We start from the raw sequence: 25,746 nt of genomic DNA, 5'->3' as shown, positions 1-25,746 counted from the left end.
AGCGGCCCGCGCGCGCCGCCTCCGCCCGTGCGGACTCCCCCCGGCTCCGGCCGACCGCCCCTCCCTAGCGCGAGACGGTTCGCTCGTCGGGCTTCAGGACTCGTAGGGCCCACAGCCCGTACAGGGCCAGCAGCGGTTTGACGAGGATCCACTCGCCCACGCGGTAGTCCTCCGCACGCACCAGTTTCGCCGCCAGATCGGGGCGCTGCCGGCGCAGATACGCGCGGGCCTTGAGCGCATGAGCCGGCTGCGACACGATCTTGACGCGGTCCACGTCCTCGATCAGCGGGATGACGTTCGTGATGTTCTCCCACGTCGTCGTGGACCGGTCCTCGAGGAGCACCGTGCCGTCGAACGCGAGCACCGACCGGGCGTAATCAGCCATCAGCCGGGCCTCCGTGCACCCGGCGCCGTTCTCGCCACCGCTGAAGACCACGCGGGTGCTCCCGGCATCGTCCGCGGTGACGGAACGGAGGCCGGCTCGGACTCGCCACCGGTTGATCGAGTTCGCCGTCGGCCGGGGATTGCGGTACCCCAACACCACCACGGCCGTGGAAGTCCCCGCTCGGTCTCCCACGAGAGCCCGGGACCAACGCCAGTTCAGCCACTCGCCCCACGCGAGGGCGGCAACCGCGGCCGTCGCCAGTGCTGTTGCTCGTCGCATCCGGCGACTGTAGGGCACTTCCACCGCGCACACCCATTGACCCCGGGAGATCAATGCACCTAGCCTCCGTCCTCATATGTAGACAGCGTTTCTGTATGAGGATTCTGTTCAGTGGGGAGAACCGCGTATGCCGCTCGTCGTCGTCGGGATCAGCGTCCTCGTTCTGCTCTTTCTGATGACGAAGCTGAGACTGAACGGCTTCGTCGCCCTCCTCCTGGTCGCCGTGGCAGTCGCCCTGGTCCAGGGGATAGGGCTGCGGGACATCCCGGACGTCCTCTCCGAGGGCATCGGCGACCAGATCGGCGACACCATGCTCACGATCGGACTCGGCGCCATGGTCGGTCGGGTGATGGGCGACTCCGGTGCCGCGCAACGGATCGCCGGCAAGGTCCTCGACGTGTGCGGACCGCGCGGGGTGCAGGTCGCCATGGTGCTGTCCGCGATGCTCATCGGCGTGACGATGTTCTACGAGGTCGCCTTCGTCATCATCGTCCCCGTCGCCTTCACGCTCGTCCGCGTCACCAGGGCCGACCTGCTCTGGGTCGGACTGCCGATGTCGATCGCGCTGTCCACCATGCACAGCTTCCTGCCGCCCCACCCGGGCCCCACCGCCGTCGCTGCCACCTTCCACGCCTCCGTCGGACTCACCCTGTTCTACGGCCTGTTCATCGCCGTCCCGGTCGGCGCCCTCATCGCCCTGCTGTGGCCGCGGCTGCCGTTCGTCCGCCGGATGAACCCCGACATCCCCAAGGGCCTGGTCGGCGAACGGGTCTTCGAGGAGGACGAAATGCCCGGCCTGGGCTGGTCGTTGACGGTGGCCCTGCTGCCCGTCGTACTGATCGCCGGCGCCGCGGTGACCGACCTGGTCGCCTCCGGTGACAACGCGGCACTGCACTTCGTCGCCTTCATCGGCTCGGCGCCGATCGCCCTGCTGCTCACGCTGCTCGTGGCCGTCTGGGTGTTCGGGCCGAGAATGGGGCGCAGCCTCGCGGAGGTCAGCGCCTCCTGCAAGGAAGCCGCTCAGGCCATGGCGACGATCCTGTTGGTGATCGGCGCGGGCGGTGCCTTCAAGAACGTCCTCGTCGAGGGCGGCATATCCGACTACATCAAGGACGCGACGGACGGCTGGGCCGTCTCGCCGATCATCCTGGCCTGGCTCATCGCGGCCATCCTCCGCGTCGCCATCGGCTCCGCCACCGTCGCCGTCGTCACCGCCTCCGGCGTGGCCCTGCCGCTGCTCGCGGGCGGCGGGGTGCACGCCGAGGTGATGGTCCTCGCCGTCTCGTGCGGCTCGATCGCCTTCTCGCACGTCAACGACCCGGGTTTCTGGATGTTCAAGGAGTACTTCAACCTGTCCGTCATCGACGCGATCAAGGCGCGCACCACGTACACGACCGTGCTGGCGATCCTGGGCCTCGCCGGTGTGCTGATCCTGGAGCAGGCCCTGGACACGCTGAACGTCTGACGCTCACCCCAGCCGGCCCTCATCCCATCTGGCCCCAGTCCCTTCGCCGCCCCGCGCCTGATCCGCCCCGCACCTCACCAGAAGGACACCTCCCCCATGAGTCAGCCCGTCGTCACGAAGTTCTCCGTCCATCCGGTGGCCGGCCGTGACTCCATGCTCCTGAACCTCTCCGGCGCCCATGCCCCGTACTTCACGCGGAACGTCGTCGTCCTGGAGGACTCCGAGGGACGCACCGGCCTGGGCGAGGTACCGGGCGGCGACAGCATCACGCGGACCCTGCGTGACGCCGAACCGCTGGTCGTCGGAGCCCGTGTCGGCGACTACAAGCGGGTCCTGCGCGCGGTCCACGACACCTTCGCGGACCGGGACCCGGGCGGCCGCGGCGCCCAGACCTTCGACCTGCGGACGACCGTGCACGCGGTCACCGCCGTCGAGTCGGCCCTCCTCGACCTGCTCGGACAGCATCTCGACGTCCCGGTCGCCGCCCTGCTCGGCGACGGCCGGCAGCGTGACGCCGTACGGGTTCTCGGCTACCTCTTCCATGTCGGCGACCCGGACCGCACCGACCTCGGATACCTCCGTGAACCCGACGCGGACATCGACTGGTACCGCGTCCGGCGCGAGGAGGCCCTCACCCCCGAGGCGATCGTCCGCCAGGCCGAGGCCGCCCACGCCCACTACGGTTTCCGTGACTTCAAGCTCAAGGGCGGGGTCCTGGCCGGCAGCGAGGAGGTGAAGGCCGTACGGGCCCTCAAGGAGCGGTTCCCCGAGGCCCGGGTCACCCTCGACCCGAACGGGGCCTGGTCCTTGCGCGAGGCCGTCGAGCTGTGCCGTCCGCTGGTCGGCACTCTTGCCTACGCCGAGGACCCCTGCGGCGCGGAAGGCGGCTACTCGGGACGCGAGATCCTCGCCGAGTTCCGCCGGGCCACCGGACTGCCCACGGCGACCAACATGATCGCCACGGACTGGCGGCAGCTGACCCATGCCCTCGCTCTCCAGTCGGTGTCCATCCCGCTCGCCGACCCGCACTTCTGGACCATGCAGGGGTCGGTCCGGGTCGCTCAGCTGTGCCACGCCATGGGGCTGACCTGGGGCTGCCACTCCAACAACCACTTCGACATCTCGCTCGCGATGATGACGCACTGCGGAGCCGCGGCCCCGGGCGAGTACAACGCCCTGGACACGCACTGGATCTGGCAGGAGGGGCAGGAACGGCTCACCGTGGAGCCGCCCCGGATCATCGGCGGGGAGGTGGCCGTCCCGGACGAGCCGGGCCTGGGCGTCCGCCTCGACCGGGACCGGCTCCAGGCGGCGCAGGACCTGCACGAGGAGGTGGCCTCGGGGGGTCGCGACGACGCTGCCGGGATGCAATACCTGATCGAGGGCTGGGAGTTCGACGCGAAGCGGCCCTGCCTGGTGCGCTGAGCGTCCGTCCCGCGTGCTGTCGGGTGCGGCAGGGCCGGCGTCATTGACATGAACAAGACGACTCCCTAGCATCCGTGCCATCTCGGAAAGCGCTTTCCGATTTCTGCCTCGACTTTCCCCCCACGGGATCCCCCCACGAGAGGCCCCCACATGAACCGACGAACAGGCGCGGTCGCCGCCGCGCTCGCCGCCCTCCTCCTGTCCGCGCCCGGCGTCGCCCACGCCGCCCCGCCCGCCGCCCCGGCACTCCAGGAACGGGTCGCGGCCGCCACCGTCACCTGGACCCTGGAACGGGCGAGCAACCCCACCGCGGACCAGCAGTCGGCGTACACCCAGATCACCTCCGCGATGAACGCCGCGGTGAACCGCTACAACAACGTGAGCGACCTGGGGAAGTCCGTCACCGTCCGCTACGACCCGAGCGTGCCCACCGCGGACGGCAACATCAACGGGACCATCCGCTTCGGCAGCGACCGCGCTTACATGACCGAGCGGACCGCCCTGCACGAGATCGCCCACACCATCGGCGTGGGCACCAGCGCGGGCTGGTCCCGCCTCGGCGGCAGCGGAACCTGGACCGGTACCCAAGCCACTGCTCTCGTGCGGCAGTTCGACGGTTCCTCGGCCAAGTTGTCCACCGGGGGAGGGCACTTCTGGCCCTACGGACTGAACTACGAGAACGAGTTCTCCGGCACGGCGGCAGACCGCCACGTGCGGATCGTCGAGGCCATGGTGCGTGACGGCCTGTGAGGTGAGGGGTTGGAGTCCGGGGGCGCAAAACCGCTCCCGGACCCGATGCCCGGGCACAGGACCCGCCCTCACGGGGAAGGGCCCTGAGATCCGGCACCTCACCCGCGCACAGGAGACTCCCTTGGACGTCCACGGCACTCCCGGCCCTTCCCGCCCCGGCCCGCTCTCCCGCCGCACCTTCCTCCAGGCGGCCGGCGTCACGGCCACCGCCACCGCCGTACCGGCCGCCGGCACGCCCGCCTCGGCCGCGGACCCCGCCCGGCCGGTCACCCTGAACCTGACCGCCACCACCGGCGGTTCCGCGACCCTCTCCCCGGCCGGCGACCGGCTCGTCGCCGAGGTCCAGAACATCCTCTGGTCGCTGCCGCGGACCGGCGGCACCGCCGTCGCACTCACCACGCCCGGACTGGAACCCACCCGCCCGCAGTTCTCGCCCGACGGCAGCCGCCTCGTCGTCTGCGCCTACCGCGGCGGCGGCTTCCACCTCTGGACGCTGCGGCCCGACGGCAGCGACCTGCGGCAGCTCACCCACGGGCCCTGGGACGACCGAGGGCCCGCCTGGTCCCCGGACGGCACCCGGATCGCGTTCGCCTCCGAGCGCGGCGGCGACTCCGTGACCGGCAGCTCCTACCGGGTCTGGGTCGTCGACGTGCGCACCGGCGCGCTGACCCGGCTCACCGGCGGGCAGGACCCCGGTCCGGCGGGCGCCTGGGAGGACTTCGACCCCACCTGGTCCGCGGACGGCGAGCGCGTGCTGTTCGTCCGCGCGGCCGTCACCGCGACGGGCGGCCTGCGCGCCGACACCCTCGCCTCGGTCGCCGCCGACGGCTCGGGACCGGTCACCGTGGAGCACACCGACGACTCCGGCGCCCAGCTCATGACCCCGGCCGTCTCACCGGGCGGCCGGCTGGCGTACCTGCGCACCACGCCCGCGCCCACCGCCTCCTGCACCCTCGTCGTGGACGGCACCCCCGTCACCGTCGACGGCGACGTCCTGCCCGCCCCGCCCCGCTGGTCGGACGACGGACGGCTCCTGCTCGCGGTGGACGGGCACTTCCGTCTGCTCGACCCCGGGGCGCCCGCGGCGGGGGAGCGGATCCCGTTCACGGCGGCGATGCCCGTGCGACGACCCCGCTACCGCGTCAAGCCGTACGACTTCGAGGGCGCCGCCACCCGTCCGGTGCGCTCGCTCCACCTGCCCGCGCTCTCGCCCGACGGCCGCAGCGTGGCCTTCGCGGCCCTCAACGCCCTGTGGACCGTAGGGACTTCGGGCGGGCGGCCGCCGCGGAGGATCCTCCAGGTCCCGCCCACCCGCTATGTGCTGGCACCGGCCTGGACCCCCGACGGCACGGGCCTGGTGTACGCCGACGACCGCGACGGACTGTTCGCGGTCCGGCGCCGTGACCTCGACTCCGGCGAGGAGACCGTGCTCGCCGCCGGCGGCCGGGTCTTCCCCGCCCTCTCGCCCGACGGAACGCGGCTCGCCTGCCTCGACATGTCCGGCAACCTCCTCGTGCGCGAATTGCCCGACGGAAGCGAGAGAACCCTCGTCGCGCCCCTCGGCGCGGGCGGGCTGCCCGGCCGCCCCAGCTGGTCGCCCGACGGCCGGTACCTCGCCCTGTGCGACCGCAACCGGCTCAACCAGCGCTTCCGCGAGGGCTACAACCTCATCCGGGTCGTCGACACCACCACCGGCACCGCCGTCCTGCACGCCCTCGCCCCGCACACCTCCCTCTCGGACCGCTACGACTCCGGTCCGGTCTGGTCACCGGACGGCCGCCACCTCGCCGTGGTCGCCGAGTCCGCCCTGTGGCTGCTGCCGGTCCGCGCGGACGGCACCCCCGACGGGACGCCGTACCGGCTGACCGACGAGCCCGCCGATCACCCCAGTTGGTCCGCCGACGCCCGCAGCCTGCTGTACCTCTCCGCGGGCACCCTGCGCCTCGTCGACGTCCGCGGCGGCAAGGCCCGGACCGTCAAGGTGCCGTTGGACTACCGCCGTCCGCGCCCCGTCGACACCCTCGTGCACGCGGGCCGGTTCTGGGACGGCACCGGGCCGGAGGTCCGCGAGGACGTCGACGTGCTGATCCGGGACGGCCGGGTCGCCGAGGTCGCACCGCACCGCGGCGGACGCCCCGCCGTGCGACGGGTCGACGCGAGCGGGCGGACCGTGATCCCGGGGCTGTGGGACGCGCACACCCACCCCTGGCAGAGCACCTACGGCGGCCGCCAGACCGCGCTCCAACTCGCCTACGGTGTCACGACCGCCGTCTCGCTGGGCGGTTTCGCCTACGAGCAGGCCCGGATCCGGGAGGCGGTCGCCGCGGGCGTGCTCGCCGGGCCGCGGTTGCTGACCACCGGTGAACTGCTGGACGGGGCCCGCGTCGCCTACAGCATGGGCCGGGCCCACCGGACCCCCGAGGGGCTGCGCCGATCGCTGCGGCGGGCGGCTGCGCTGGACTGGGACTTCGTGAAGACGTATGTCCGCGCCCCGGGTTGGGTGATGAAGGAGGCCGCGGAGTTCGCCCATGAGCGGCTCGGTGTCCGCAGCGGCAGCCATCTCTGCACGCCCGGGGTGCAGTCGGGACAGGATCTGACGACCCATCTGCAGGCGACGCAGCGACTGGAGTTCGGGCACGCGACGAGCGCCACCGGCCGGGCCTACCAGGATGTCCAGGAGATCTACACCCGGGCCGGCTTCCACCTGATCGCGACCCCGTTCACGGCGTTCCCGCTGCTGGGCGCCGACCCCGCGGCGGCCGAGGACCGGCGGGTCACCACGCTGATGCCGCCGTGGGACACCGCGTTGGTCCGGCAGCAGGCGGCGCAGCTTCCCACGCCGGCCCAACTGGCCACCCTCGACCGCGAGCTGTCCGTCTACCGGCGCATCCTCGCGGACGGCGGTCTCGTGGCGCTCGGCACCGACCAGCCGCTCGTGCCGGTCGGGCTGCATCTGCATCTCGCGCTGAGGGCGCTGCACCGCGGCGGGCTGTCACCGGCCGAGGTGCTGCGCACCGCCACCGTGCTGCCCGCCCGTGTCTTCGGAGCGGACGCCGACCTCGGCACGTTGGAGGAGGGCAAGCTCGCCGACCTGACGATCGTGGACGGTGACCCCTTCGAGGACTTCGACACCCTGATCCGCACGACGGCGGTCCTGCGCGGCGGCGTGCTCTTCGAGCAGACGGCCCTCGTGGACGCCTTCGGCTCCGCCCCGCGCAACGTTGCCGCTGTCGCCACGGACTGGCTCGAGGTGTCCCGCCACATGCGCCGGGAGGGCTGCTGCGATCCGGGGGCCGCGTTCTGACGGTTCCTGGTCCGGAGGCGTCCTACTCCTGCTCCGCGCGCACCCTGGGTCGGTGGGGCACCGCATCGCGCGACGCGAGCAGGAGCGGCCCCTTCTGTGGGGTGCACGTACCGTGACCGGCCCGTCGCACACCGCCTCCACGGCCCCCGCTGACTGGGCGAGGCGCCTGCGAGGTGGGACTCTGGGACCGGAGAGGCAACCGCCGGGGGGACTCGGGAGGGCCCTATGGGACGTGATGTGCCGGCTCTGGTGTTCACACGGGAGGACCGCCGACGGTACCGGGACAAGATGCACACCTGCCTGGACGTCCTCGCCCAGATGCTGCGCGAGTCCGGTTTCGAGAGCGAGCGGCCGCAGGTCGGGCTGGAGATCGAGCTCAACCTGGTGGGCGCCGACGGCCTCCCCGCCATGCGGAACACCGAGGTGCTCCGGGCGATTGCCGACCCCGCCTGGTCGACCGAGCTGGGCCGCTTCAACCTGGAGATCAACATCCCGCCCCGCCGGCTCCTGTCCGGCGGCCCCGGCTCCTGGGAGCAGGAGATCAGGGACGCGCTCAACCACGCCGAGGAACGCGCCTCGGCGATCGGCGCACACCTGATCATGGTGGGCATCCTGCCGACGCTGGGCGAGTCGGACGTGGACGAGACCGCGCTGTCCGGCGACCCCCGCTACCGGCTGCTGAACGAGCAGATCTTCGCGGCCCGCGGTGAGGACCTGCGCATCAGGGTGGACGGCGTGGAACGCCTCGCCATGTACGCCGACGCCATCACCCCCGAGGCCGCCTGCACCAGCACCCAGTTCCATCTCCAGGTCGCCCCCAGGGAGTTCGCGGACTACTGGAACGCCGCCCAGGCGGTCGCCGGGGTCCAGATCGCCCTCGCGGCCAACTCACCCTTCCTGTTCGGCAAGGAGCTGTGGCGCGAGACCCGCATCCCCCTCTTCGAGCAGGCCACCGACACCCGCCCGCAGGAGATCAAGGCGCAGGGCGTACGGCCCCGGGTGTGGTTCGGGGAGCGCTGGATCACCAGCGTCTTCGACCTGTTCGAGGAGAACGTGCGCTACTTCCCGGCCCTCCTGCCGATCTGCGACGAGGAGGACCCGCAGCAGGCCCTCGACGGCGGCGGTGTCCCGGAGCTCGGCGAACTCACCCTGCACAACGGCACGATCTACCGCTGGAACCGCCCGATCTACGCCGTCACCGACAGCGGCCCCCATCTGCGCATCGAGAACCGGGTCCTGCCCGCCGGGCCGACGGTCGCCGACACCATCGCCAACGGCGCCTTCTACTACGGCCTGACCCGCGCCCTCGTCGACGAGGACAGGCCGGTGTGGACGCGGATGTCCTTCTCGGTCGCCGAGGAGAACCTGCACACCGCGGCCCGTGACGGCATCGACGCCCGTCTGTTCTGGCCCGGAGTGGGCGAAGTGCCGGTCACGGAACTGGTGTTGCGGCGCCTGCTGCCCCTCGCCCACCAGGGTCTGGAACTGGCGGGCATGGACGCCGAGTGGCGCGAGCCCCTGCTCGGCGTCATCGAGCAGCGCTGTGTCACCGGCCGCAACGGCGCCCTGTGGCAGGCGGAGACGGTCCACCGGCTGGAGAAGGCGGGCTGCGACCGGCAGGAGGCGCTCCGCCGGATGACGGTGACGTACATGGACTACATGCACCTCAACGCGCCCGCGCACACCTGGCCGGTGGACTGATCACCGCCACTGCTCCACCGGGGTCAGCGGCACCGGGGCAGGCCGCTCCACGGACGTCGACAGCTCGATCCGGCGCCCCTCGGCCGAGGAGCGCAGCAGTGCCGTCATCGTCTCCAGCACGTGCAGGGCGAGTTCGCCGCTCGCCCGTGCCGGGCGCCCGCTGTCGGCGGCGACGAAGTCGAGCAGCCCGACACCCCGCGCGCCACCGATGTACCCGGCCGAGGGCGGGAGCGCGCGCCGCTCGGACCCGCCGAGCTCCAGGAGCCGTACCTCGCCGTCGAAGTGGTTCGGATCGGGGACCGTGAGGGTGCCGCTCTCGCCGTGCACCTCGATCGGCGCGGCCGTGGTGCCCACGCCGTCGAAGCTCGTCGTGAGCGTCGTCAGGGCCCCGCCCTCGTGTTCGAGGACACCGGAGACATGGCTGTCCACCTCGACCGGGATCCGCTCGCCCGCGCGGGGGCCCGAGCCGATGACCCGCTCGGAGCGCAGCCGGCTCGACGCCCCGATCACGGCCCGCACCGGGCCCAGCAGATGCACCAGCGAGGACAGGTAGTACGGCCCCATGTCCAGCAGCGGGCCGCCGCCGGGGGCGTAGTAGAAGTCGGGCTGGGGATGCCAGCGTTCGTGACCCGGGGTGATCATGACGGCCGAGGCGAACAGCGGGCGGCCGATCGCGCCGGCCTCCACCGCCGCCCGTGCCGTCTGGATCCCGGTGCCCAGGACGGTGTCCGGCGCGCAGCCCACCCGCACGGACGCCTTCGCCGCGGCCTCCAGGAGGGCCTGGGCGTCGGCGAGTTCGGCGGCCAGGGGCTTCTCGCCGTAGACGTTCTTGCCGTGTCCGATGGCGCCGAGGGCGATCTCGGCGTGGGCCGCGGGCACGGTCAGGTTCAACACCGTGTCCACGTCCGGGCTGTTGAGCAGTTCCTCGACGGACAGCGCCCGCACGCCGGGCAGTTCGGCGGCCACCGCGGCCGACCGGGAGGCGTCGAGGTCGGCGACCGCGGTGATCCGCACCGCGTCCGGGCCGACGAGCGTGTCCAGGTAGGCGCGGGAGATGACGCCGAGACCTACGACGCCGATGCGGTGCGCGTCGCCCACAGCATGCCCCTTTCGATGACGGTACGGACGTTCGGGTTCTCCAGCACGTCGAGGCTGTGTCCCGGGGTCGTCACCACGACACGTCCCGCGCCCCACTGCCGCGTCCAGACCGCGGGGGAGGTGACCGGCCGGTGCCACGGCTGCCACGGCCGGGCGGGATGGGTGGTGGTGGCGAGGACGTCGATCAGGTCGTCGTGCAGCACCCAGTACTGCTCGGTGTCCAGCTCGAAGTCCTCGATCCCGGCGGTGACCGGGTGTTCACGGCCGAGGTCGGTGACGGTGATCGTGTGCGGGAGGAAGTTGTCGGACTCGTCGCCCGTGCGCTCGCACGGCTCCTTGCCGGGGTGGGTCGCGAACTGCCCGCCCACCAGGTGGAGATAGTCGGAGGAGGCCCGGAAGGAGTCGGCGATCCCACCGTGCCAGCCGGTGAAGCCGGTCCCCGCCACCACCGCCGCGCTCAGCCCCGACAGCTGCTCGGGCTTGATCTCCGACATCGTCACGCACTGCACGACGAGGTCGGTCTCGGCCATCGCGTCGGCGTCGGCGTACACGTCGGTCGACTCCTCGACCCGGACGTCGTAGGCGTGGTCGCGGAGGAAGGGCAGGAAGAGCTCCGTGGCCCGGACCGGCTCGTGCCCCTCCCAACCACCTCGTACCACCAGGGCTTTCTTCCGCGTCATCGCGTTCCTTCACGTGCGGGGAAAAGGGTCACCCCACTATCGCCCGCCGTCTCCGTCCGACAAAGGGGTGCCGGGCGCGCGAAAATTTCGCGGCCGGAAATTGGTATGGACCTGACAGGCGGGCGCGGTTAGGCTCTGCCCCGCCACACCACTGAGAGCGCTCTCAGAGAACTCTGCCATCCCGTTGGTACAACGAAGGGCAATCTCCATGAGACGCACCCGCATCCTGCGCGCGGGCCTCGCCGTGCTGCTCCTGCTCGGCGCCGGCGCCACCGCCGCGACGACCCCCGCCACCGCCGAGGAGGAGGCCCCCGCCTCGGCAGGCCTCCTCACCGCCATGCAGCGGGACTTCGGTCTGACACGCCAGGAAGCCGTGACCAGACTCGCCGCCGAGAAGAAGGCCACGGCCCTGGAACCCGTGGCGCGCAAGGCCGCCGGCGCGTCGTTCGGCGGCTCCTGGTTCGACGCCGACCGGGGCACCCTCACCGTCGCCGTCACCCCCGGCGCCTCCGCCGGCACCCTCCAGAAGATCCGCGCCACCGGTGCCGCCGTCCGCACGGTCACGCACAGCGCCCGCGCACTCGCCGCCACCCAGGCCAGGATCGACAGACTCCCCGCGCCCGACGCCGTCAGCAGCTGGCACGTCGACGCGAAGGCCGGCAAGGTCGTGGTGAACGTCGTCCGGGGCCGACAGGGTGACAACGATGTCCGGGACTTCCTCGCCCGCGCCCGTGCGGCAGGACCCGTCACCGTGCGCGAAGTGGCCTCCGCGCCCACCACCTTCGCCGCCGGCACCGTCGGCGGCGACCCCTACTACACCGGCAACGTCCGCTGCTCCATCGGCTTCTCCGTCTACGGCGGCTTCGTCACCGCGGGCCACTGCGACCAGCACACCGGCAGCGTCTACGGCTGGGACCGCAGCTACGTGGGCAACTTCCAGGGCTCGTCCTTCCCGGACAACGACTACGCCTGGGTCAACGTGGGCAGCGGCTGGTGGACCGTCCCGGTCGTGCTCGGCTGGGGCACCGTCTCCGACCAGCTCGTGCGCGGCTCCAACGTGGCACCCGTCGGCTCCTCGATCTGCCGCTCGGGATCGACCACCCACTGGCACTGCGGCACCGTCCTCGCCATGAACGAGACCGTCAACTACAGCCAGGGCGCGGTGCACCAGATGACCAAGACCAGCGTCTGCGCCGAACCGGGCGACTCAGGCGGCTCGTTCATCAGCGGCGACCAGGCCCAGGGCGTCACCTCCGGCGGCTGGGGCAACTGCACCGGCGGCGGGGAGACCTGGTTCCAGCCCGTGAACGAGATCCTGGGCCGCTACGGGCTGACCCTGCACACCTACTGAACCGGTCGGCTCGGGGTGCGGGTCCGGCCCATGTGCCGGGCCCGCACCGCCCGTTCAGGTGACGTCGCGCACCGAGAAGACGCCCGGCCCGGTGACCCCGTAGAGCACGTCACCCACCAGCAGCGGCGGTACCGCGCTCGGGGAGAGCTCCTCGAAGGAGCGGCCCGTCGTGTCGAAGGACGGGGACGTACGGCCGATCTCCTTGCCCGTCCTCGGGTCCAGCGCCAGGACACTGGTGTCCGGCATCGTCACGTACAACCGGCCGTCGTGGTACGACGGTTCGCTGAAGACGCGCAGGTCGCGCGAGCTGGACCACAGCGGCTTGCCGCGCTTGACGTCGAGGGCGAGCAGCGTCTCGTTGCCGTAGTCGAAGATGTACAGCGTGTCGCCCTGCACGAGCGGCGGCGCCTCCGGCTGGACGCTCCAGGGGAAGTCGATCCGGCGGCTCCTGCCGGTGTCGAGGTCCTGCACGAAGAACTCGGCGGAGACGCCCGAGTCGCCCTCCCAGCGGGCGTAGTAGGCCGTGCGGTCGTGGATCGTGGCCAGCCAGAGGCCGCCCTTCGGGGCCGCCACACTGCTCAGCGTCCGGCCGGTCCGCGCGTCGATGCGGGCGATGCCGCCGGTGCCGCCGCGCAGGTCCGCGTAGAGCGTGCCCTCGGGGCCCTCGTGGAAGGGGCTCGACGAGGTGGTGCTCAGGTCGCGCCGCCACAACTCCCTGCCCGTGCGCGGCTCGTACGCCGCGTAGAGCGCGGCGGCGGGTCGAGCGGAGGCCGCGGAGGCATCGAGCGTGTCGAGACGGACGAGCAGTGACGAGCCCATGTAGTCGAAGTCGCCCAGGGGGCCCTTGAGTTGCCACAGCAGCTTGCCGCTTGGCGCGTCGTAGGCGTCGACCCCCTGCGAGCGGTCCGCGCTGTAGACGAACACCACGCCGTCCCGGACGACGGGTTGCCGCAGCGAGAAGCTGCTGACCTGCTTGCGGCTCATGGGCCTGGTCCAGTCGGTGTTTCCCGTCGCCGGGTCCAGCCGCATCAGCGCGACCTGCTCGGAGGCGCAGAAGACACCGAGCGCGTCCGGAGTGCACGAGGGACCGAGGCCCCTCGGCTGGTCCTTCCCGTCCGACCCCAGCGCGTTGTGCCAGGGCCGCCAGCCCGCCGGGACCTTCCCGGCCGACGGCGACCCCGGGGCGGCCGGCACGGCTTCCCCGACGGTGCTCGCCGGGTCGTCGTTCATGACGGCGACTGCGGCCGCCCCGGTCCCGCCGAGGAGCACCACGGCGGCCACGGCGGCCCACAGCCTCCGCCCGCGCCGCCCCTGAGGTCCGCGGCGTTCCGGCCCGAGCGCCCCGGTGCCTTCGAGCGGCGACACCACGGCCTCCGTCGGCGCGGTCTCCGGCGCCCGGGACCGCTCCTCGTCCGGCGTGCCGTCGGACAGCTCCTCCGGCAGCGCCGCCAGCGCCTCCAGCACCTCGTTCGCCGTGGGCCGGTCCCTGGGTTCCTTGGCGAGGCACCGGGCGACCAAGGGGCGTAGCTCCGCGGGTAGTTCACCCAGCCTGGGCTCGCCGTGCACGGTGTTGTACGCGGCCAGGTAGGCGTTCTCCGCCTCGAAGGGGCTGTGCCCGGTGGCCGCGTACACGAGGACCGCGCCGAGCGAGAACACGTCCACGGCGGGGCCGACCTCGTGCGGTCTGCTGAACTGCTCCGGAGCCATGAAGGGGGGCGAGCCCATCACCATGCCGGTCTGCGTGCGCACGTCGCTGTCGGCGGCCCGGGAGATGCCGAAGTCGATGACCCGCACCGCCCCGTCGTCGCCCTCGCCCTCCAGCAGCAGCACATTGCTCGGCTTGAGGTCCCGGTGCACGACCTCCGCGCGGTGGATCTCCCGCAGCGCCTCGGCGAGTTCGGTGCCCAGGCGGCGCAGCGCGGACCGGTCCAGCGGTCCCGTCCCGCCGACGCGTTCGGCGAGGGTACGGCCCGGGACGAACGCGGTGGCCATCCACGGCCGTGCCGCCTCCGGGTCGGCGTCCACCACCGGTGCCGTGAACGCGCCGCTGACCCGTCGGGCGGCGGCGATCTCCTGCCGGAACCTGGCCCGGAACTCGGGGTTGTCGGCGTAGCGGGTGTGCACGACCTTGACGGCGACGGCCCGTCCCGATGCCGACCTGCCGAGGTAGACGACACCCATGCCGCCGGTCCCGATCCGCGATTCGATCCGGTAGCCGCCGACGGACTCCGGATCGTGCTCGCGCAGGGTCACCATGTCTCCTTCACCGCTGCCGGCCTGGACGGCTGCGGCCCGGACCCCTCTGACAGGAACTCCTCACTCTAGAGGGGCGCCGATCCGCGCGGGACGCCCCTCTCGGCCTTGCCGTGTCCCGAACCGGCAGTCCCACGGTTCGCAGGAGGAACGCAAGGGGTCAATCCCGGCACGTGGCTCTATTCTGAGGAGGCATGAAGGGGGCTCGGGGCGGGAGTGCGTTCGGTGAGGTTCCGGAATCCGGAGGGTCGTTCGGTCCGCTCGTCGTCACCGGGCAGCCGATGTACCTGAGGACCGCGCAGGTCGAACTGCCCGCGGAGAACCCCGATCCGACCGTACTGCCCTCGATCACCCTGCTGGGCCGCGGCTGGGCCCCGTTCGTCGACGCCCCGGAACTGCCCCTGCCGGCGGGGCGGTTGCTCGCCGGTCAGTACCGGCTCATCCGGCCCCTCGGCTACGGCGGCATGGGCGAGGTCTACCTCGCGCTCGACACCAAGGTCGACGACCGCGAGGTCGCCATCAAGATGCTGCGCCCCGAAAAGGCGGGCGCCGCGGCGGGCGCGCTGGCCCGGGAGCGGCGCGCCCTGGTCGACCTCGGCCACGACGACATCATCCGCGTCTTCAACTACGGCCACCATCCCGAACTCGGCGACTTCCTCGTCCTCCAGTACGTGGACGGGCTCACGCTGGAGGAGGTGCGGGCCCGGGCCGGGCTGAACCCGGGGGAGTTCGGCGACCGGCGCTTCCACGAGTTCGTGCTCGCGTACGGGGTGCGGATCCTGTCCGCCCTCGCGTATCTGCACGCCGACCGGCCCGGCAAGGTCTACGGCGACCTCAAGCCCGACAACGTCATGCACGACGGCACCACCACGAAGATCATCGATGTGGGGAGCGTACGTCCGGTCGGGGCGCCGGGGATGACGACGGACGGCTTCAGGGCACCCACGGTCGGACCGAACGGCGAATCCAGAGGCCAGGACGACCTGTTCAGCCTGGGGGAGACCCTGCGCCGACTGTGCGGGCTGGGCCGGTCGGCGGAGGATCTGGCGCGGTTGGGCGATCTTCGGACGCTGGGGGAGTTCCGGGGGGTGGGGGTGCGGGGCGACGAGTCGGGGGCGGGGCCTGGGCGGGACGGGGCCTTGCGTCGCGAAGGGGCGCCCGGTGTCGAAGGAGGGCCCGGTGGCGAAGCGACCCCTGGTGTCGTAGGAATGCCCGGTGGTGAAGCGGCCCCGGGTGTCGAAGGCGGGCCGGCTCGAGAAGGTGCCCCGCACCGCAACGGGGCGCCGGGTCCCGAAGGAGCACCCGCTATCGAAGGTGTACCCGGCATCGCAGACGCGCCCGACATCGCAGTCGTACCCGGCATCGGAGACGCGCCCGGCACAGAGGGCGCACCCGCTGCCCGTACGCCGTCCCCGGACTCCGAGGACGCCTGGTCCGTCGCCGATGCCACCGCTCCCGTCCCCCGCGGGCTCGGACTGGTCTCCCTCGCCCGGGTCCTGCGGCGCGCGACCCTGCGCGTGCCGGCCGGGCGGTTCGCCGACGCGCGCGAGATGGACGAGCAATTACGCGGTGTCTTCCGTGAGTTGAGATCCCTACGGACCGGCTCCGAGACCTTCGAGCCCTCCCCGCTCTTCCTCCAGTCGCCCTACGCCCTCGACGGCGCCCTCGGCTCCGCCCCGCCGCTCGCCCACTGGGCCGCACCCGACGCCCCGTCCCCGTTCGCCCCGCCACCGCCCGCCGAGGTCGCCCAGCGCCTGCCCGTCCCGCGCCCCGACCCGCACGACGAGCACCACGCCGAGCTGAGCCGGCTGGCCGACGCCGCTCCGGAGGCCCTGCTCCAGCACATCGGCGACTGGCCGGACTCCACCGAGGTCCATTTCCTGCGCTGCCGACTGCGGTTGCGCAACCCGGCGGACGGACCGGACGCCGCGGAAAGGGAGTTGCGCGCGGCCGAGACACGGATCGGCCCCACGCGTGCCCCCTACGACTGGCGGCTGGACTGGCACCAGGGTCTCCTCGCCCTGGCCAGGGGCCAAGTCACCGCGGCCTGGGACCACTTCGACCGGGTGTACGCGGCGATCCCCGGCGAGTACGCGCCCAAGCTCGCCCTCGGCCACTGCGCGGAACGCCTCGGCCACGGGCACGCGGCCCTGACCTTCTACGAAGCCGTACGACTGCGCAACCCGTCCCTCGGCAGCGCCGCCTTCGGCGCCGCCCGTGCCCGCCTCGCACGGGACGGCGAAAGGGCGCGCGAGGCGGCCGTACGCGAACTGGACGCCGTACCGCAGCACTCGCGGCACCGGACCGCCGCGCGGACCGCGGCCGTGCGGATCGGCATCGAGTACGTGCGCCGCGCCGAGCGCGACGACGACGTGCCGCGACGGCTGAGCGAGGTGCTGGACCGTCTCGCCCTGCTCTTCCACGCCCACGGCCTCACCGACGAGGAGGCCAGGGTCCGGATGACCGTCGAGGTCTGGGAGGCCGTACAGGGAGCCCTCGCCCGCGGTGCCCTCGACGCGGCGGGGCTCGCGGCCCTGTCCGCCGCTGCCGACCCCCGGCTCGGCCTCCCGCCCGACGAGCACGCCCTGCGCGAGGACCTCTCCCGCCGTTACGTCACCCTCGCCCACCAGGCCGCCCGTTCCACCGCCGCCGAGGACGCCGCCGTGGCCGAGATCCTCCTGGACCGTGCCTACGAGATCCGTCCGCTCGCTTTCCGGCATCGCAGGGACAGCCCTTGGCTCGGCAGGAGATTCACCGACTGGCTCAGGACGGTCGCCCACGCGTCCTCGCGGGGAACGCCCTCCGCCTCCCGGGGACCGGAGCCGCCGTGACGGGCGAACTCGCTCGCCAGGCGGCCCGTTCCACCGCCGCCGAGGACGCCGTGGCCGAGCTTCCCCTGGACCGTGCATACGAGTTTCGTCCGTTCGCCTTCCGACATCGCAGGGACACTTCATGGCTCGGCAGGAGATGCGCCCTCCGGCTTCCGGCGGCCGCCCGCGCGGCCTCTCCCACACCGCACTTCGCCTCCCGCGGGCCGGAGCCGCCGTGACGGCCGAACTCGCCCGCCGGGTGCGCCGCTACGCCTGGCCGTCGGGCGCCGACCGTCGCAACCGCGGATATCTGCGGGACCGCCTCGTCGCCCTGCCGTTGCTCGCCGTGGTGGCCTTCGGGGCGCTCGGCTGGGCGTACACCGGCGCGCGCGACGACTCCACGTACCTCCGGGACCGCGCCGCGCCCGCCCTGGTCGACCTCGCCGACGCCCGGGCCTCGCTGCTCATCGCGCAGGGCGAGGCCGAGCGCAACCTCGACGAGGGCCGGGCGGCCGAGCTCAGCGGGCTCAGCGACCGGTACCGGACCCGGATCGCCCGTGCCACGCAGAGCCTGAACCAGGTCACCCGCAGCGGGGCTCTCACCGTCGCGGAGGAACAGGAACTGCGGGTCGTCTCCGCGCTGGTGGTCGACTACACCAGCCGGATCGGCCGGGCCCAGGGGCATGCCGGCGACCCGGTCCTGCGCGACGCCGAACTCTCCTACGCGCGCAGCATGCTCTGCTCCCGGGCCACCGACGCCACCCCCACGAACCCCTACCCCGCGTGCCCGGCCGCGACCGGCTCCGCCGCCACCTCGATCGTGGACCGGGTGACCGGCCTGGAGGGGCGGCTGCGCACACGCCTCGCCGACCGGGCCGCGTGGGGCGCGGGCGGCATCACCGCGGTGGTCGTCGCCGCACTCGCCCTCGTCCTCCTGGCCGCAGGGCTGTGGCGCACGGTGGCCTTCCTGCGCCGCCGCTTCCGGATCCGGCTGAGCATCCCCCTCGCGGCCGCCGCCCTGCCCCTGCTCGCCGTGCCCTTCCTGACCGCCGACGCCCTGCTCGCCCTGCACGCCCAGCACCGGACGGTGGCCCTCACGGACGCCCTGGCCGAACGGACCTCGCCGACGGTCGAGATGATCGCCGAGGAACGCCCCTTCGCCGGCCCGGACCCGCGGGCCGTCGAGACGCTCCGGGGCCGGATCGACGAAGGCCTCGCGGGCGGACGCCTGTCCGCCCTCGACGGGACCGCCCCGTTCGTCTTCCCCACGGGCCTGGTCGCCGCGGCGGTCATCGCCGGCGCCCTGCACACCTACCGCCGTGAGTACCTCGTCGTCGCCCGACCGGGAGCCCTCGCATGAGCCGCCTGCTGCGCGTCCTCCTCGCGGTCTGTCTGCTCGCCCTGGTCCCCGGCTGCGGCTCGGACACCCGCGACCCGCTCGTGGTGCTCGGCCCCTGGACAGGCGAGGAGGGCAAGGCCTTCGAGGCCGCCCTGGACGAACTGGACGACGGGACGGGACGGACGTACACCTACGAAGGCACCCGCTCGCTCCGCGAGACGCTCGTCTCACAGCTGGAGGCCGACGATCCGCCGGACGTGGCGGTCCTCAACAGCATCGGCGAACTCACCGAGTACGCCCGCCGCGACAAACTGCGGCCTCTCGTCGACGAGAGCGCCGAGCGGGCCTTCGCCCCCTGGTCGCCGACCCTGATCGTGGACAACAGGCAGCGCACTTTCTGGGTGCCGCTGAAGGTCGACCTCAAGAGCCTGGTGTGGAGCAAGCGGGGCGCGCCGAGCGACCGGCCCACGTGGTGTGTCGGCCTCGCCTCGCAGGCCACCTCCGGCTGGCCGGGCACCGACTGGATCGAGGACCTCGTGCTCCGCCAGGCCGGACCCGCGCGCTACGCCCAGTGGGCCACGGGCCGCCTCGACTGGCGTGATCCGGCCGTCAAAGGGGCCTGGACCAGCTGGGCACGGCTGCTCGGCAAGCGCACCCCGGCGGCGGTCGAACAGTCCCTGACCACGTCGTTCGAGGGCACGTCCACGGCAGGCGGACAGCCGCTCGGACTGCTCGACTCGCCCGGCTTCGACTGCACGCACGAGCACCAGAGCGCCTTCATCCGGTACGTCTACGCCGGCGACGACGTCGAGGTGGAGCCGTCGGCCCGCTATCTGGGCGGGCCGTCCGCCTACCGGGACGCCTTCGAGGTCGCCGGTGACATGGCGGCCGTCTTCAGCGACGACCCGGACGCCCAGGAACTCGTGGCGCGGCTGTCGAGCCGGGCCGGGCGCGAACTCTGGCGCGCCGAGGCGGAACCTGAGGTACGGCCCCTCTTCCCGGACACCGCCGGGCTGGAGCTGCCGAAGTCCGCGACCCCGGTCGAGCGCGAGATCCACTCCCTGCTCACGTCCCGCGCCCACACCCTGTGCTTCGACGCCTCCGACGTGATGGCACCCGAACTCCGCGACGCCTTCCACCGGGCCGTCCTGGAGTTCTTCCGTGACCCGACGGAACGTCAGCTCGACTCGCTTCTAGGCCAGTTGGAGACGATCCGCATCCAGACGAACACCGACTCGGGCACGGACCGCAGCTTCCGCCCGCCCCAGGCGATCTGTGAGCCGCAGGGGTGAGCGGTCCGGCGGCCATGAGGACTCGGTCTCACATCCGGGATCTCAGCACATCGACCTCACACCCCGGCGCGAACGGGTCGAAGCCGTGTTCGCCGAGCCAGCGGACGATCAGCAGACTGCGCAACGACCACCACGCGTGGATCACGTCGAGGTCGATGTCCGTGCCGTAGCCGGCGAGGACATCGGCGAGGTGCTCCTCGTGGCCGAGCGTGAAGGTGGCGAGGTCGTGCAGGGCGTCGCCCCGGCCCGCCTCCGACCAGTCGATGATCCCCGTGACCTCGTCGCCGTCGACGAAGACGTGCGCGATCTGGAGGTCGCCGTGGGTGAACGCCGGAGTCCACGGCCGGAGCGCGGCCCCGGCCACCCGGCGGTTGCGAGCGACCAGGTCGGCGGGCAGGACACCGTTCGCCACGAGCGCCTCGCACTCCTCGTCGAGTTCCGCCGTCAGCGCCGCGACGTCCCGGCCGGCCTGTCCCGGCCGTGGCGGCAGCGGCGCGTCGTGCAGTCGGCGGATGGCGGCCCCCGCCGCGGCCCAGGCCGCAGGTGACCCGGTCGACGGCCCGCCCAGGCGCCCGAGCGTCGTCCCCGGGAGCGCGGCGAGCGCGAGGACGGGCGGCTTGCACCACAGGACTTCTGGGGTCGGGACCGGCGCGAGGGACATCGCCTCGACCTCGGCGTCGAGGCGCGCCCGATCGGCGTCCACCTTCAGGAACACGTCCCCGACGCGCAGAGTCGCCCGCTCGGCGTGGGCGACGACGACCTCGACCTCATCCATGGACGCCCAGTATCCCGGCGATGGTCACCGGCGTCGCCGGATTTCCCGCGTACGTGCAGTGCCCTGGGCTGACATGGTGGTGTCATGTGCTGGAGTGCGACAGCTGATCTCGTGGCGGGTACCGCCCTCACCTCCGTCGGGGTGGCGTGTGTGGCCAGGACCCGGCGGGCCGGGGACCTCCCGCTGGCCGCGCTGCCCCTGCTGCTGGGCGCTCACCAACTGGTCGAGGCCCAGGTCTGGCACATGGGCGGCGGAACCGGCGCGGCCACCCTGGCATGGGCCGTCATCGCCCTGCCCCTCCTCGCGCTGTGGGTGCCCGCGGGCGTCTGGTGTGCCTCCGCACGCCGGGCGAGGCGCCGTGTGACCCCACTCGTCCTGCTGGGGACGGTGACGGCCGCGTTCCTCGCGTACGGGCTCGCCACCCGCCCGGTCCGGGCCGAGATCCGCGGACACACCATGGCCTACGTCATCGGTCTGCCCCACGCCCGGCTCCTGGTCGCGGGCTACCTGGTCGCCACGGTCGGCGCCCTGCTGCTCTCCGGCGAGCGTCGGCTCACCGTGCTCGGGATCCTCGTCGGAACGGGTGCCCTGGTGTGCTGGCTGCTGTGGAGGCTGGAGTTCGTGTCGACCTGGTGCGCGCTCGCGGCGGTCTGCTCGGTGGTGCTGTACGGCTGGGTGCGCCGAGGTCCGGCGCCGAGGTCACTGCCGGCGTGGGACACCCGGTACTGATCGGAGAACGGCGAGGGTTCAGGCCGACGGCCGCCCCGTGCTCTCCCGGACCACCAGCTCCGGTACGGACACGGGGTGCGGAGCGATCGGCGCGGACTCCTCCAGGACTCCGTGCAGCAGGGCGAACGCGGCTCGGCCCAGACCGGTGAAGTCCAGGCGTACGGTCGTCAGGGACGGCGTCAGATAGGCGGAGTGCGGGGCGTCGTCGAACCCGGCCACGCTGACCTCGCCCGGCACCGGGCGGCCGGCCTCGTGCAGGGCGCGCAGCACCCCGAGAGCCAGGTCGTCGTTGCCGCACAGGATCGCCGTGACCGAGGGGTCCTGGGCGAGCTTCCGCCCCGCCGCGTGGCCGCCTGCCGGGCCCCAACTGCCCTGCACGGGACGGGGTTGTGCGGCGCCTGCCTCCTTGAGGGCCTGCCGCCAGCCGCTGGTGCGGGCGCCGGTGCGGCGGGTGCTGGAGGGGATGGCGACGTAGTGCACGGTCTCGTGGCCGAGGGACAGCAGATGCCGGGTCGCCTGGTAGGCGGCCTCGCGGTCGTCGGTCCACACCCACGGACGGTTGTCCGTGGGCGGGCTCGCCGGGGTCTCGACGATGCCGACGACCGGAACTCCGGCCGGGACCGCCTCCAGGGCCCGGACGCCCTCCGGGTCGTAGGCGATCACCACGAGTCCGCCGCCCGCGTCGGCGGCGCGCTGCACCTCGGCGGTGACGGCGGCCGGGTCGGCCGACTCGAGGACCCCCACGCCCACCGAGTAGGCCGCCGACCGGGCCGACTCCTCGACGCCCTGGAGGATCGAGGCGTGGCCGTAGTGGGTGGTGTTGGCGGTCAGCACGGTCACGGCCCTGCTGCGGCCCCTGGCCAGGGCGAGCGCGGTGGCGTTGCGGCGGAAGCCCAGCTCGTCGACGGCGGCGAGGACGCGTTCGCGCGTGGACGGCTTGACGCTCGGGTGGCCGTTGATCACCCGGGAGACCGTCTGGTAGGAGACCCCGGCGGCCGCGGCGACATCACGGATGCTCGCCGGTCCACGTTTGTGACCGGTCACATGCATGTCCGGAGTCTCGCGTGTCGTGCCCAGGGACGTCAAGGTGAGATGACGACGGATCACGCGGCTGGACGGGTCGCACCGAAACCGTGGGCTATGGCATCGACGCCATGAACGTCCGGGGAACGCGGCTCCGTTCCGTACCCCGGTTCGGCTCAAAACCCCGGTGCGGGGATGAGGCGCGGCCACCACGGGGGCACCCCGTCGGGGCACGCAGGTGTGGCGTCGCCCAGCCAGAGCGAGAGAGTGCACCAGACGACACCAAGAAGCGCCACCGCGAGGGCGAGGGCATGGACAAGGGGGTGGTTCCCGAGAAGAGCGCCCACCGCGACCCACGCCAGTACCAGGACCGCCCAGAGGCCCGGAATGAAGAGCCACATCAGGAAGGCGCCGTTGGCCGCGTTGTTCACTCCCACGTCACAGGCGTTCCACGCCCTGCCCAGAAGCATGGCGGTGGACACCGCGAGAGCCAGCCCCACGACTGTTCCGAGGCATCCGTGCAGCCGTCGAGTTTTCACTGGCCCCCCTGCCGTTCGCTGCGCGCATCCTAAATGATCAGCGATCCGCCGCCCGCCCCTGACCAGGACGTCGACCGCTGGCCGGTGAGGAGCGGGGCGTACAGACGAACGGCGGCCACCGGGCCGTAGGGCCCGGCAGCCGCCGTCGGTCGGTGCGGGGTCAGTTGCGGCGCCCCGCCGGATCGTGAGCGAGCGTGTCCCGCTCACCGCCCGAGACCGGTGCCGGGGTCGCCGCCGGCTCCTTCGCCCGGTCCGCGTGGCCCGGCCACCAGGCGGCGTGGCCGATCAGGGCCGTGAGGCTCGGGGTGAAGAACATCGCCATGACGAACGCGGCGACGGCGATGCCGAAGGACACCGCGAAGCCCATCTCGGTGAGCAGGGCGTTCCCGGCCAGCATCATCGTGGCGAAGGTCGCCGCCAGGATGAACCCGGCCGCGGCCACCGTGGGACCGGCGTGCCGCAGGGCCATGCCCGCCGCCTCGCGCGGCTCGCGGCCCTCTCGGGCCTCCTCCCGGAGCCGGGCGATCATCAGGATGTTGTAGTCGGTGCCGATGGCGACCACGAAGAGATACATGATCACCGGGAGCATGAACATCAGACCTGAATGACCGACCGCGCCCTGGAAGATCCAGACCGTCGCACCGAGCGTGGCGCCGAAGCCCAGGCCGACCGAGGCGATCAGGTACCAGGGGGCGACCACGCTGCGCAGCAGCAGCCCCAGGATGAGCATGATCAGCAGGGCGGCGACGGGGAAGACCGTCTTGTAGTCGTGGGTGACGGCGGTGTCGATGTCCTTGTAGATCGAGGACATGCCGCCCACCACGGCTTCGGTGCCGGGCGGGGCGTCGGCGTGCGCGACCTCACGGACCCGGCCCACCGTCTCGATCGCCTTGTCCGTGGACGCCTCGTACTTGAGCGTCACGTTGAAGTCGATCGTGCTGCCGTCCTTGTTCAGCTGGGCCAGGCGGGCGTTCGCCACCCCGTCCACGGCCGCGAGCTTCTTCACGTACGCGTCGAAGACCGTCGTGTCGATCGCCTTGCCGTCGGTGCTGGAGAGGTACACGTCGGTGGGTGCGGCGGCACCCGCCGAGTAGGCCTTCTGCATCTCGTCCTGGACGACCATCGACTCCTTGGTCTTGGGCATGGAGCCCGCCGCCAGGTCGAAGGTGGCGTTGAAGCCGAGGGTCCCGAGCGACAGCACGACCAGGACCAGCCCGGAGAGCGCGGTGGCGAGCGCCGGACGCTTCTGCACGCCCCGGCCGAGGGCGGCGAACCGGGCGTTCTCCGGCTCCCGCTGCCAGGACTTGGACGGCCAGAAGACCTTCGGGCCGATCAGCGAGACGACGGCCGGGATCAGCGTCAGGCCCGCGATCAGGGTGACGGTGACCGCGATGGCGAGAGCCGGGCCCATCTGCTTGAGGAAGCCCAGCGTGGACAGGACCAGCGCGAGGAAGGCGATGATGACCGCGCCGGCGGCGGAGGCGATGGCCTCGCCGACCCGGTCGACGGCGTTGACCATGGCCTGCTTCGGTTCGTCGCCGAGGCGCAGCCGTTCGCGGTACCGGAACATCAGGAACAGGAAGTAGTCGGTGCCCACGCCGAACAGCACCACGATCAGGATCGAGGAGATCGAGCTGTTGGCCTGGAGGCCGAACAGCTTGGTGGCGTACGCGATCAGCCCGTTGGCGATGGCGGACACCAACCCGATGGTGATCAGGGGCAGGAAGGCAAGGATCGGCGCCCGGAAGATGATCAGCAGGGTCACCAGGATGATGACGAAGGTGCCGATGCCGATCAGCGCCTCGCCGCGCTTGGACGAGTCCTGCTGGTCGAGCGCCTGCGCGGCGGAGCCGCCGAGCTTGACCTCCAGGTCCGTGCCCTTGACGAGCTGTTTCACGTCGTCGCGCAGCACCTTGGCCGCGTCGGCCTGTACAGGCTGGCCTGCGTTCTTGCTGTCCATCTGGACCAGGGTCATGGTGTATCTGCCGTCCGAGGACGGCTGGCCGGGGACGACCTTCTGCACCTGGTCGATCTTCTTCTCGCCGAGCTCGGAGCTGATCCGCTCGACGTCCTTCGTGTCGGCGGCGGTCAGTTTGCCGCCGTCGGTGCGCTGGTAGAGCGCGATCGCGGACGGGGTGAAGGCGGCGGGGAACGCCTTCGCCTGGATGTCCGCGGCCTTGATGGATTCATAGCTCTTGGGGAGAAAGCTGCTCTCGTCACTGTTCGAGGGCAGGCTGGGGGCGGTGGCCACGATCGCCACGGCGGCGATGAGCCAGGCCACGATCGTCCACACGGGATGTCGGACGACTACGTTGCCAATACGTCGGAACATGCGGGGGCGTCCTCCTGGACAGGAAGATCACCGCAGCCCGGGGAGCGGTCCCTGGCATCGGCGACCCCGGCCGCCCCTCGGGGTGTTCCCCCTGTGGGACGGCCGGATGGTTGTCTTGGGCTCATTTCTCTGGGCCCTCATCGTAGGGATCACCGACGAAGATCGCTCGCGAGTTACGGCCGCCGCGGCCGTCGTCGTGGTGGCCGGGTCCGTGCT

The 25,746-nt window shown here is 72.3% G+C and carries 18 protein-coding genes; 10 read left to right on the top strand and 8 right to left on the bottom strand.

Going from position 1 to position 25,746, the window contains the following annotated elements; all coding sequences use genetic code 11:
• Nucleotides 1-64: 64 nt before the first annotated feature.
• On the bottom strand, nucleotides 65-664 hold the full coding sequence (locus tag H295_RS0119590) for a YdcF family protein (RefSeq protein WP_028809534.1): 600 nt from the start codon (nucleotides 662-664) through the stop codon (nucleotides 65-67).
• Nucleotides 665-791: 127 nt separating this feature from the next.
• Between H295_RS0119590 and H295_RS0119585 the strand changes: the two genes are divergently transcribed.
• The 5 genes from H295_RS0119585 (at nucleotide 792) to H295_RS0119565 (ending at nucleotide 9,309) form a co-directional block, all read left to right on the top strand.
• The gene (locus tag H295_RS0119585) at nucleotides 792-2,129 is read left to right on the top strand and encodes a gluconate:H+ symporter (protein WP_020137039.1); all 1,338 of its coding nucleotides are present in this window, start codon (nucleotides 792-794) and stop codon (nucleotides 2,127-2,129) included.
• 96 nt (nucleotides 2,130-2,225) lie between these two features.
• The gene (locus tag H295_RS0119580) at nucleotides 2,226-3,554 is read left to right on the top strand and encodes an enolase C-terminal domain-like protein (protein ID WP_020137038.1); all 1,329 of its coding nucleotides are present in this window, start codon (nucleotides 2,226-2,228) and stop codon (nucleotides 3,552-3,554) included.
• A gap of 150 nt (nucleotides 3,555-3,704) precedes the next feature.
• Nucleotides 3,705-4,304, top strand: a complete 600-nt coding sequence (locus tag H295_RS0119575; RefSeq protein WP_020137037.1) for a hypothetical protein — start codon at nucleotides 3,705-3,707, stop codon at nucleotides 4,302-4,304.
• A 121-nt stretch (nucleotides 4,305-4,425) separates the two neighbouring features.
• Entirely contained in the window at nucleotides 4,426-7,608 is a 3,183-nt protein-coding gene (locus H295_RS0119570; RefSeq protein WP_020137036.1) for an amidohydrolase family protein, read from the top strand.
• Between the two features lie 225 nt (nucleotides 7,609-7,833).
• On the top strand, nucleotides 7,834-9,309 hold the full coding sequence (locus tag H295_RS0119565) for a glutamate--cysteine ligase (protein WP_020137035.1): 1,476 nt from the start codon (nucleotides 7,834-7,836) through the stop codon (nucleotides 9,307-9,309).
• Here H295_RS0119565 and H295_RS0119560 read toward each other — a convergent pair whose 3' ends face one another.
• Together H295_RS0119560 and H295_RS0119555 are read right to left on the bottom strand one after the other, a co-directional pair.
• A complete protein-coding gene (locus tag H295_RS0119560) occupies nucleotides 9,310-10,407 on the bottom strand; it encodes a Gfo/Idh/MocA family protein (protein ID WP_020137034.1) in 1,098 nt (365 codons plus the stop codon).
• Nucleotides 10,377-11,087, bottom strand: a complete 711-nt coding sequence (locus tag H295_RS0119555) for a ThuA domain-containing protein (protein WP_020137033.1) — start codon at nucleotides 11,085-11,087, stop codon at nucleotides 10,377-10,379. Before H295_RS0119555 ends, H295_RS0119560 begins: the two co-directional genes overlap by 31 nt.
• 208 nt (nucleotides 11,088-11,295) lie before the next feature.
• Between H295_RS0119555 and H295_RS0119550 the strand changes: the two genes are divergently transcribed.
• Entirely contained in the window at nucleotides 11,296-12,438 is a 1,143-nt protein-coding gene (locus tag H295_RS0119550) for a S1 family peptidase (protein WP_020137032.1), read from the top strand.
• 54 nt (nucleotides 12,439-12,492) lie between these two features.
• On the opposite strand, the gene H295_RS0119545 is transcribed toward H295_RS0119550, so the two are convergent.
• On the bottom strand, nucleotides 12,493-14,694 hold the full coding sequence (locus tag H295_RS0119545) for a protein kinase domain-containing protein (protein ID WP_020137031.1): 2,202 nt from the start codon (nucleotides 14,692-14,694) through the stop codon (nucleotides 12,493-12,495).
• 191 nt (nucleotides 14,695-14,885) lie between these two features.
• On the opposite strand from H295_RS0119545, the gene H295_RS0119540 reads away from it, so the two are divergent.
• From H295_RS0119540 to H295_RS0119530, 3 genes are all read left to right on the top strand, one after another.
• On the top strand, nucleotides 14,886-17,522 hold the full coding sequence (locus H295_RS0119540) for a tetratricopeptide repeat protein (RefSeq protein ID WP_020137030.1): 2,637 nt from the start codon (nucleotides 14,886-14,888) through the stop codon (nucleotides 17,520-17,522).
• A 121-nt stretch (nucleotides 17,523-17,643) separates the two neighbouring features.
• Nucleotides 17,644-18,861: a hypothetical protein gene (locus H295_RS0119535; protein WP_028809532.1), complete on the top strand. Its 1,218-nt coding sequence runs from the start codon at nucleotides 17,644-17,646 to the stop codon at nucleotides 18,859-18,861.
• The gene (locus H295_RS0119530) at nucleotides 18,858-20,132 is read left to right on the top strand and encodes a hypothetical protein (RefSeq protein WP_020137028.1); all 1,275 of its coding nucleotides are present in this window, start codon (nucleotides 18,858-18,860) and stop codon (nucleotides 20,130-20,132) included. The genes H295_RS0119535 and H295_RS0119530 overlap by 4 nt, the downstream gene beginning before the upstream one ends.
• Before the next feature lie 28 nt (nucleotides 20,133-20,160).
• Here the strand turns inward: H295_RS0119530 and H295_RS0119525 are convergent, their stop codons facing one another.
• Entirely contained in the window at nucleotides 20,161-20,907 is a 747-nt protein-coding gene (locus H295_RS0119525) for a phosphotransferase family protein (protein ID WP_020137027.1), read from the bottom strand.
• Nucleotides 20,908-20,991: 84 nt separating this feature from the next.
• Between H295_RS0119525 and H295_RS0119520 the strand changes: the two genes are divergently transcribed.
• A complete protein-coding gene (locus H295_RS0119520; RefSeq protein WP_028809531.1) occupies nucleotides 20,992-21,636 on the top strand; it encodes a DUF6629 family protein in 645 nt (214 codons plus the stop codon).
• Nucleotides 21,637-21,654: 18 nt separating this feature from the next.
• Here H295_RS0119520 and H295_RS0119515 read toward each other — a convergent pair whose 3' ends face one another.
• The 3 genes from H295_RS0119515 to H295_RS0119505 all read right to left on the bottom strand — a co-directional run bounded on the left by H295_RS0119515 (nucleotide 21,655) and on the right by H295_RS0119505 (nucleotide 25,530).
• Nucleotides 21,655-22,686, bottom strand: coding sequence for a LacI family DNA-binding transcriptional regulator (locus H295_RS0119515; protein WP_043217645.1), 1,032 nt, complete (start codon nucleotides 22,684-22,686; stop codon nucleotides 21,655-21,657).
• A 149-nt stretch (nucleotides 22,687-22,835) separates the two neighbouring features.
• The gene (locus H295_RS0119510; protein WP_020137024.1) at nucleotides 22,836-23,159 is read right to left on the bottom strand and encodes a hypothetical protein; all 324 of its coding nucleotides are present in this window, start codon (nucleotides 23,157-23,159) and stop codon (nucleotides 22,836-22,838) included.
• Nucleotides 23,160-23,358: 199 nt separating this feature from the next.
• Nucleotides 23,359-25,530 (bottom strand): MMPL family transporter, encoded by a 2,172-nt coding sequence (locus H295_RS0119505; RefSeq protein WP_028809530.1) that lies wholly within the window; start codon nucleotides 25,528-25,530, stop codon nucleotides 23,359-23,361.
• Nucleotides 25,531-25,746: the final 216 nt, after the last annotated feature.

This window comes from Streptomyces sp. 351MFTsu5.1 (genome assembly GCF_000383655.1).
Lineage (GTDB): Bacteria > Actinomycetota > Actinomycetes > Streptomycetales > Streptomycetaceae > Streptomyces > Streptomyces griseorubiginosus.
The sequence above is the reverse complement of the archived record's forward strand: the minus strand, read 5'-3'. Positions and strand labels throughout refer to the sequence as shown.

Bases quoted from the DNA above. Each gene is read 5' to 3' on its own strand.
- H295_RS0119580 (WP_020137038.1), top strand. From the start codon at position 2,226: ATGAGTCAGCCCGTCGTCACGAAGTTCTCCGTCCATCCGGTGGCCGGC.
- H295_RS0119505 (WP_028809530.1), bottom strand. From the start codon at position 25,530: ATGTTCCGACGTATTGGCAACGTAGTCGTCCGACATCCCGTGTGGACG.
- H295_RS0119520 (WP_028809531.1), top strand. From the start codon at position 20,992: ATGTGCTGGAGTGCGACAGCTGATCTCGTGGCGGGTACCGCCCTCACC.
- H295_RS0119535 (WP_028809532.1), top strand. From the start codon at position 17,644: ATGGCTCGGCAGGAGATGCGCCCTCCGGCTTCCGGCGGCCGCCCGCGC.
- H295_RS0119555 (WP_020137033.1), bottom strand. From the start codon at position 11,087: ATGACGCGGAAGAAAGCCCTGGTGGTACGAGGTGGTTGGGAGGGGCAC.
- H295_RS0119585 (WP_020137039.1), top strand. From the start codon at position 792: ATGCCGCTCGTCGTCGTCGGGATCAGCGTCCTCGTTCTGCTCTTTCTG.
- H295_RS0119575 (WP_020137037.1), top strand. From the start codon at position 3,705: ATGAACCGACGAACAGGCGCGGTCGCCGCCGCGCTCGCCGCCCTCCTC.
- H295_RS0119565 (WP_020137035.1), top strand. From the start codon at position 7,834: ATGGGACGTGATGTGCCGGCTCTGGTGTTCACACGGGAGGACCGCCGA.
- H295_RS0119530 (WP_020137028.1), top strand. From the start codon at position 18,858: ATGAGCCGCCTGCTGCGCGTCCTCCTCGCGGTCTGTCTGCTCGCCCTG.
- H295_RS0119590 (WP_028809534.1), bottom strand. From the start codon at position 664: ATGCGACGAGCAACAGCACTGGCGACGGCCGCGGTTGCCGCCCTCGCG.
- H295_RS0119545 (WP_020137031.1), bottom strand. From the start codon at position 14,694: ATGGTGACCCTGCGCGAGCACGATCCGGAGTCCGTCGGCGGCTACCGG.
- H295_RS0119550 (WP_020137032.1), top strand. From the start codon at position 11,296: ATGAGACGCACCCGCATCCTGCGCGCGGGCCTCGCCGTGCTGCTCCTG.
- H295_RS0119515 (WP_043217645.1), bottom strand. From the start codon at position 22,686: ATGCATGTGACCGGTCACAAACGTGGACCGGCGAGCATCCGTGATGTC.
- H295_RS0119525 (WP_020137027.1), bottom strand. From the start codon at position 20,907: ATGGATGAGGTCGAGGTCGTCGTCGCCCACGCCGAGCGGGCGACTCTG.
- H295_RS0119540 (WP_020137030.1), top strand. From the start codon at position 14,886: ATGAAGGGGGCTCGGGGCGGGAGTGCGTTCGGTGAGGTTCCGGAATCC.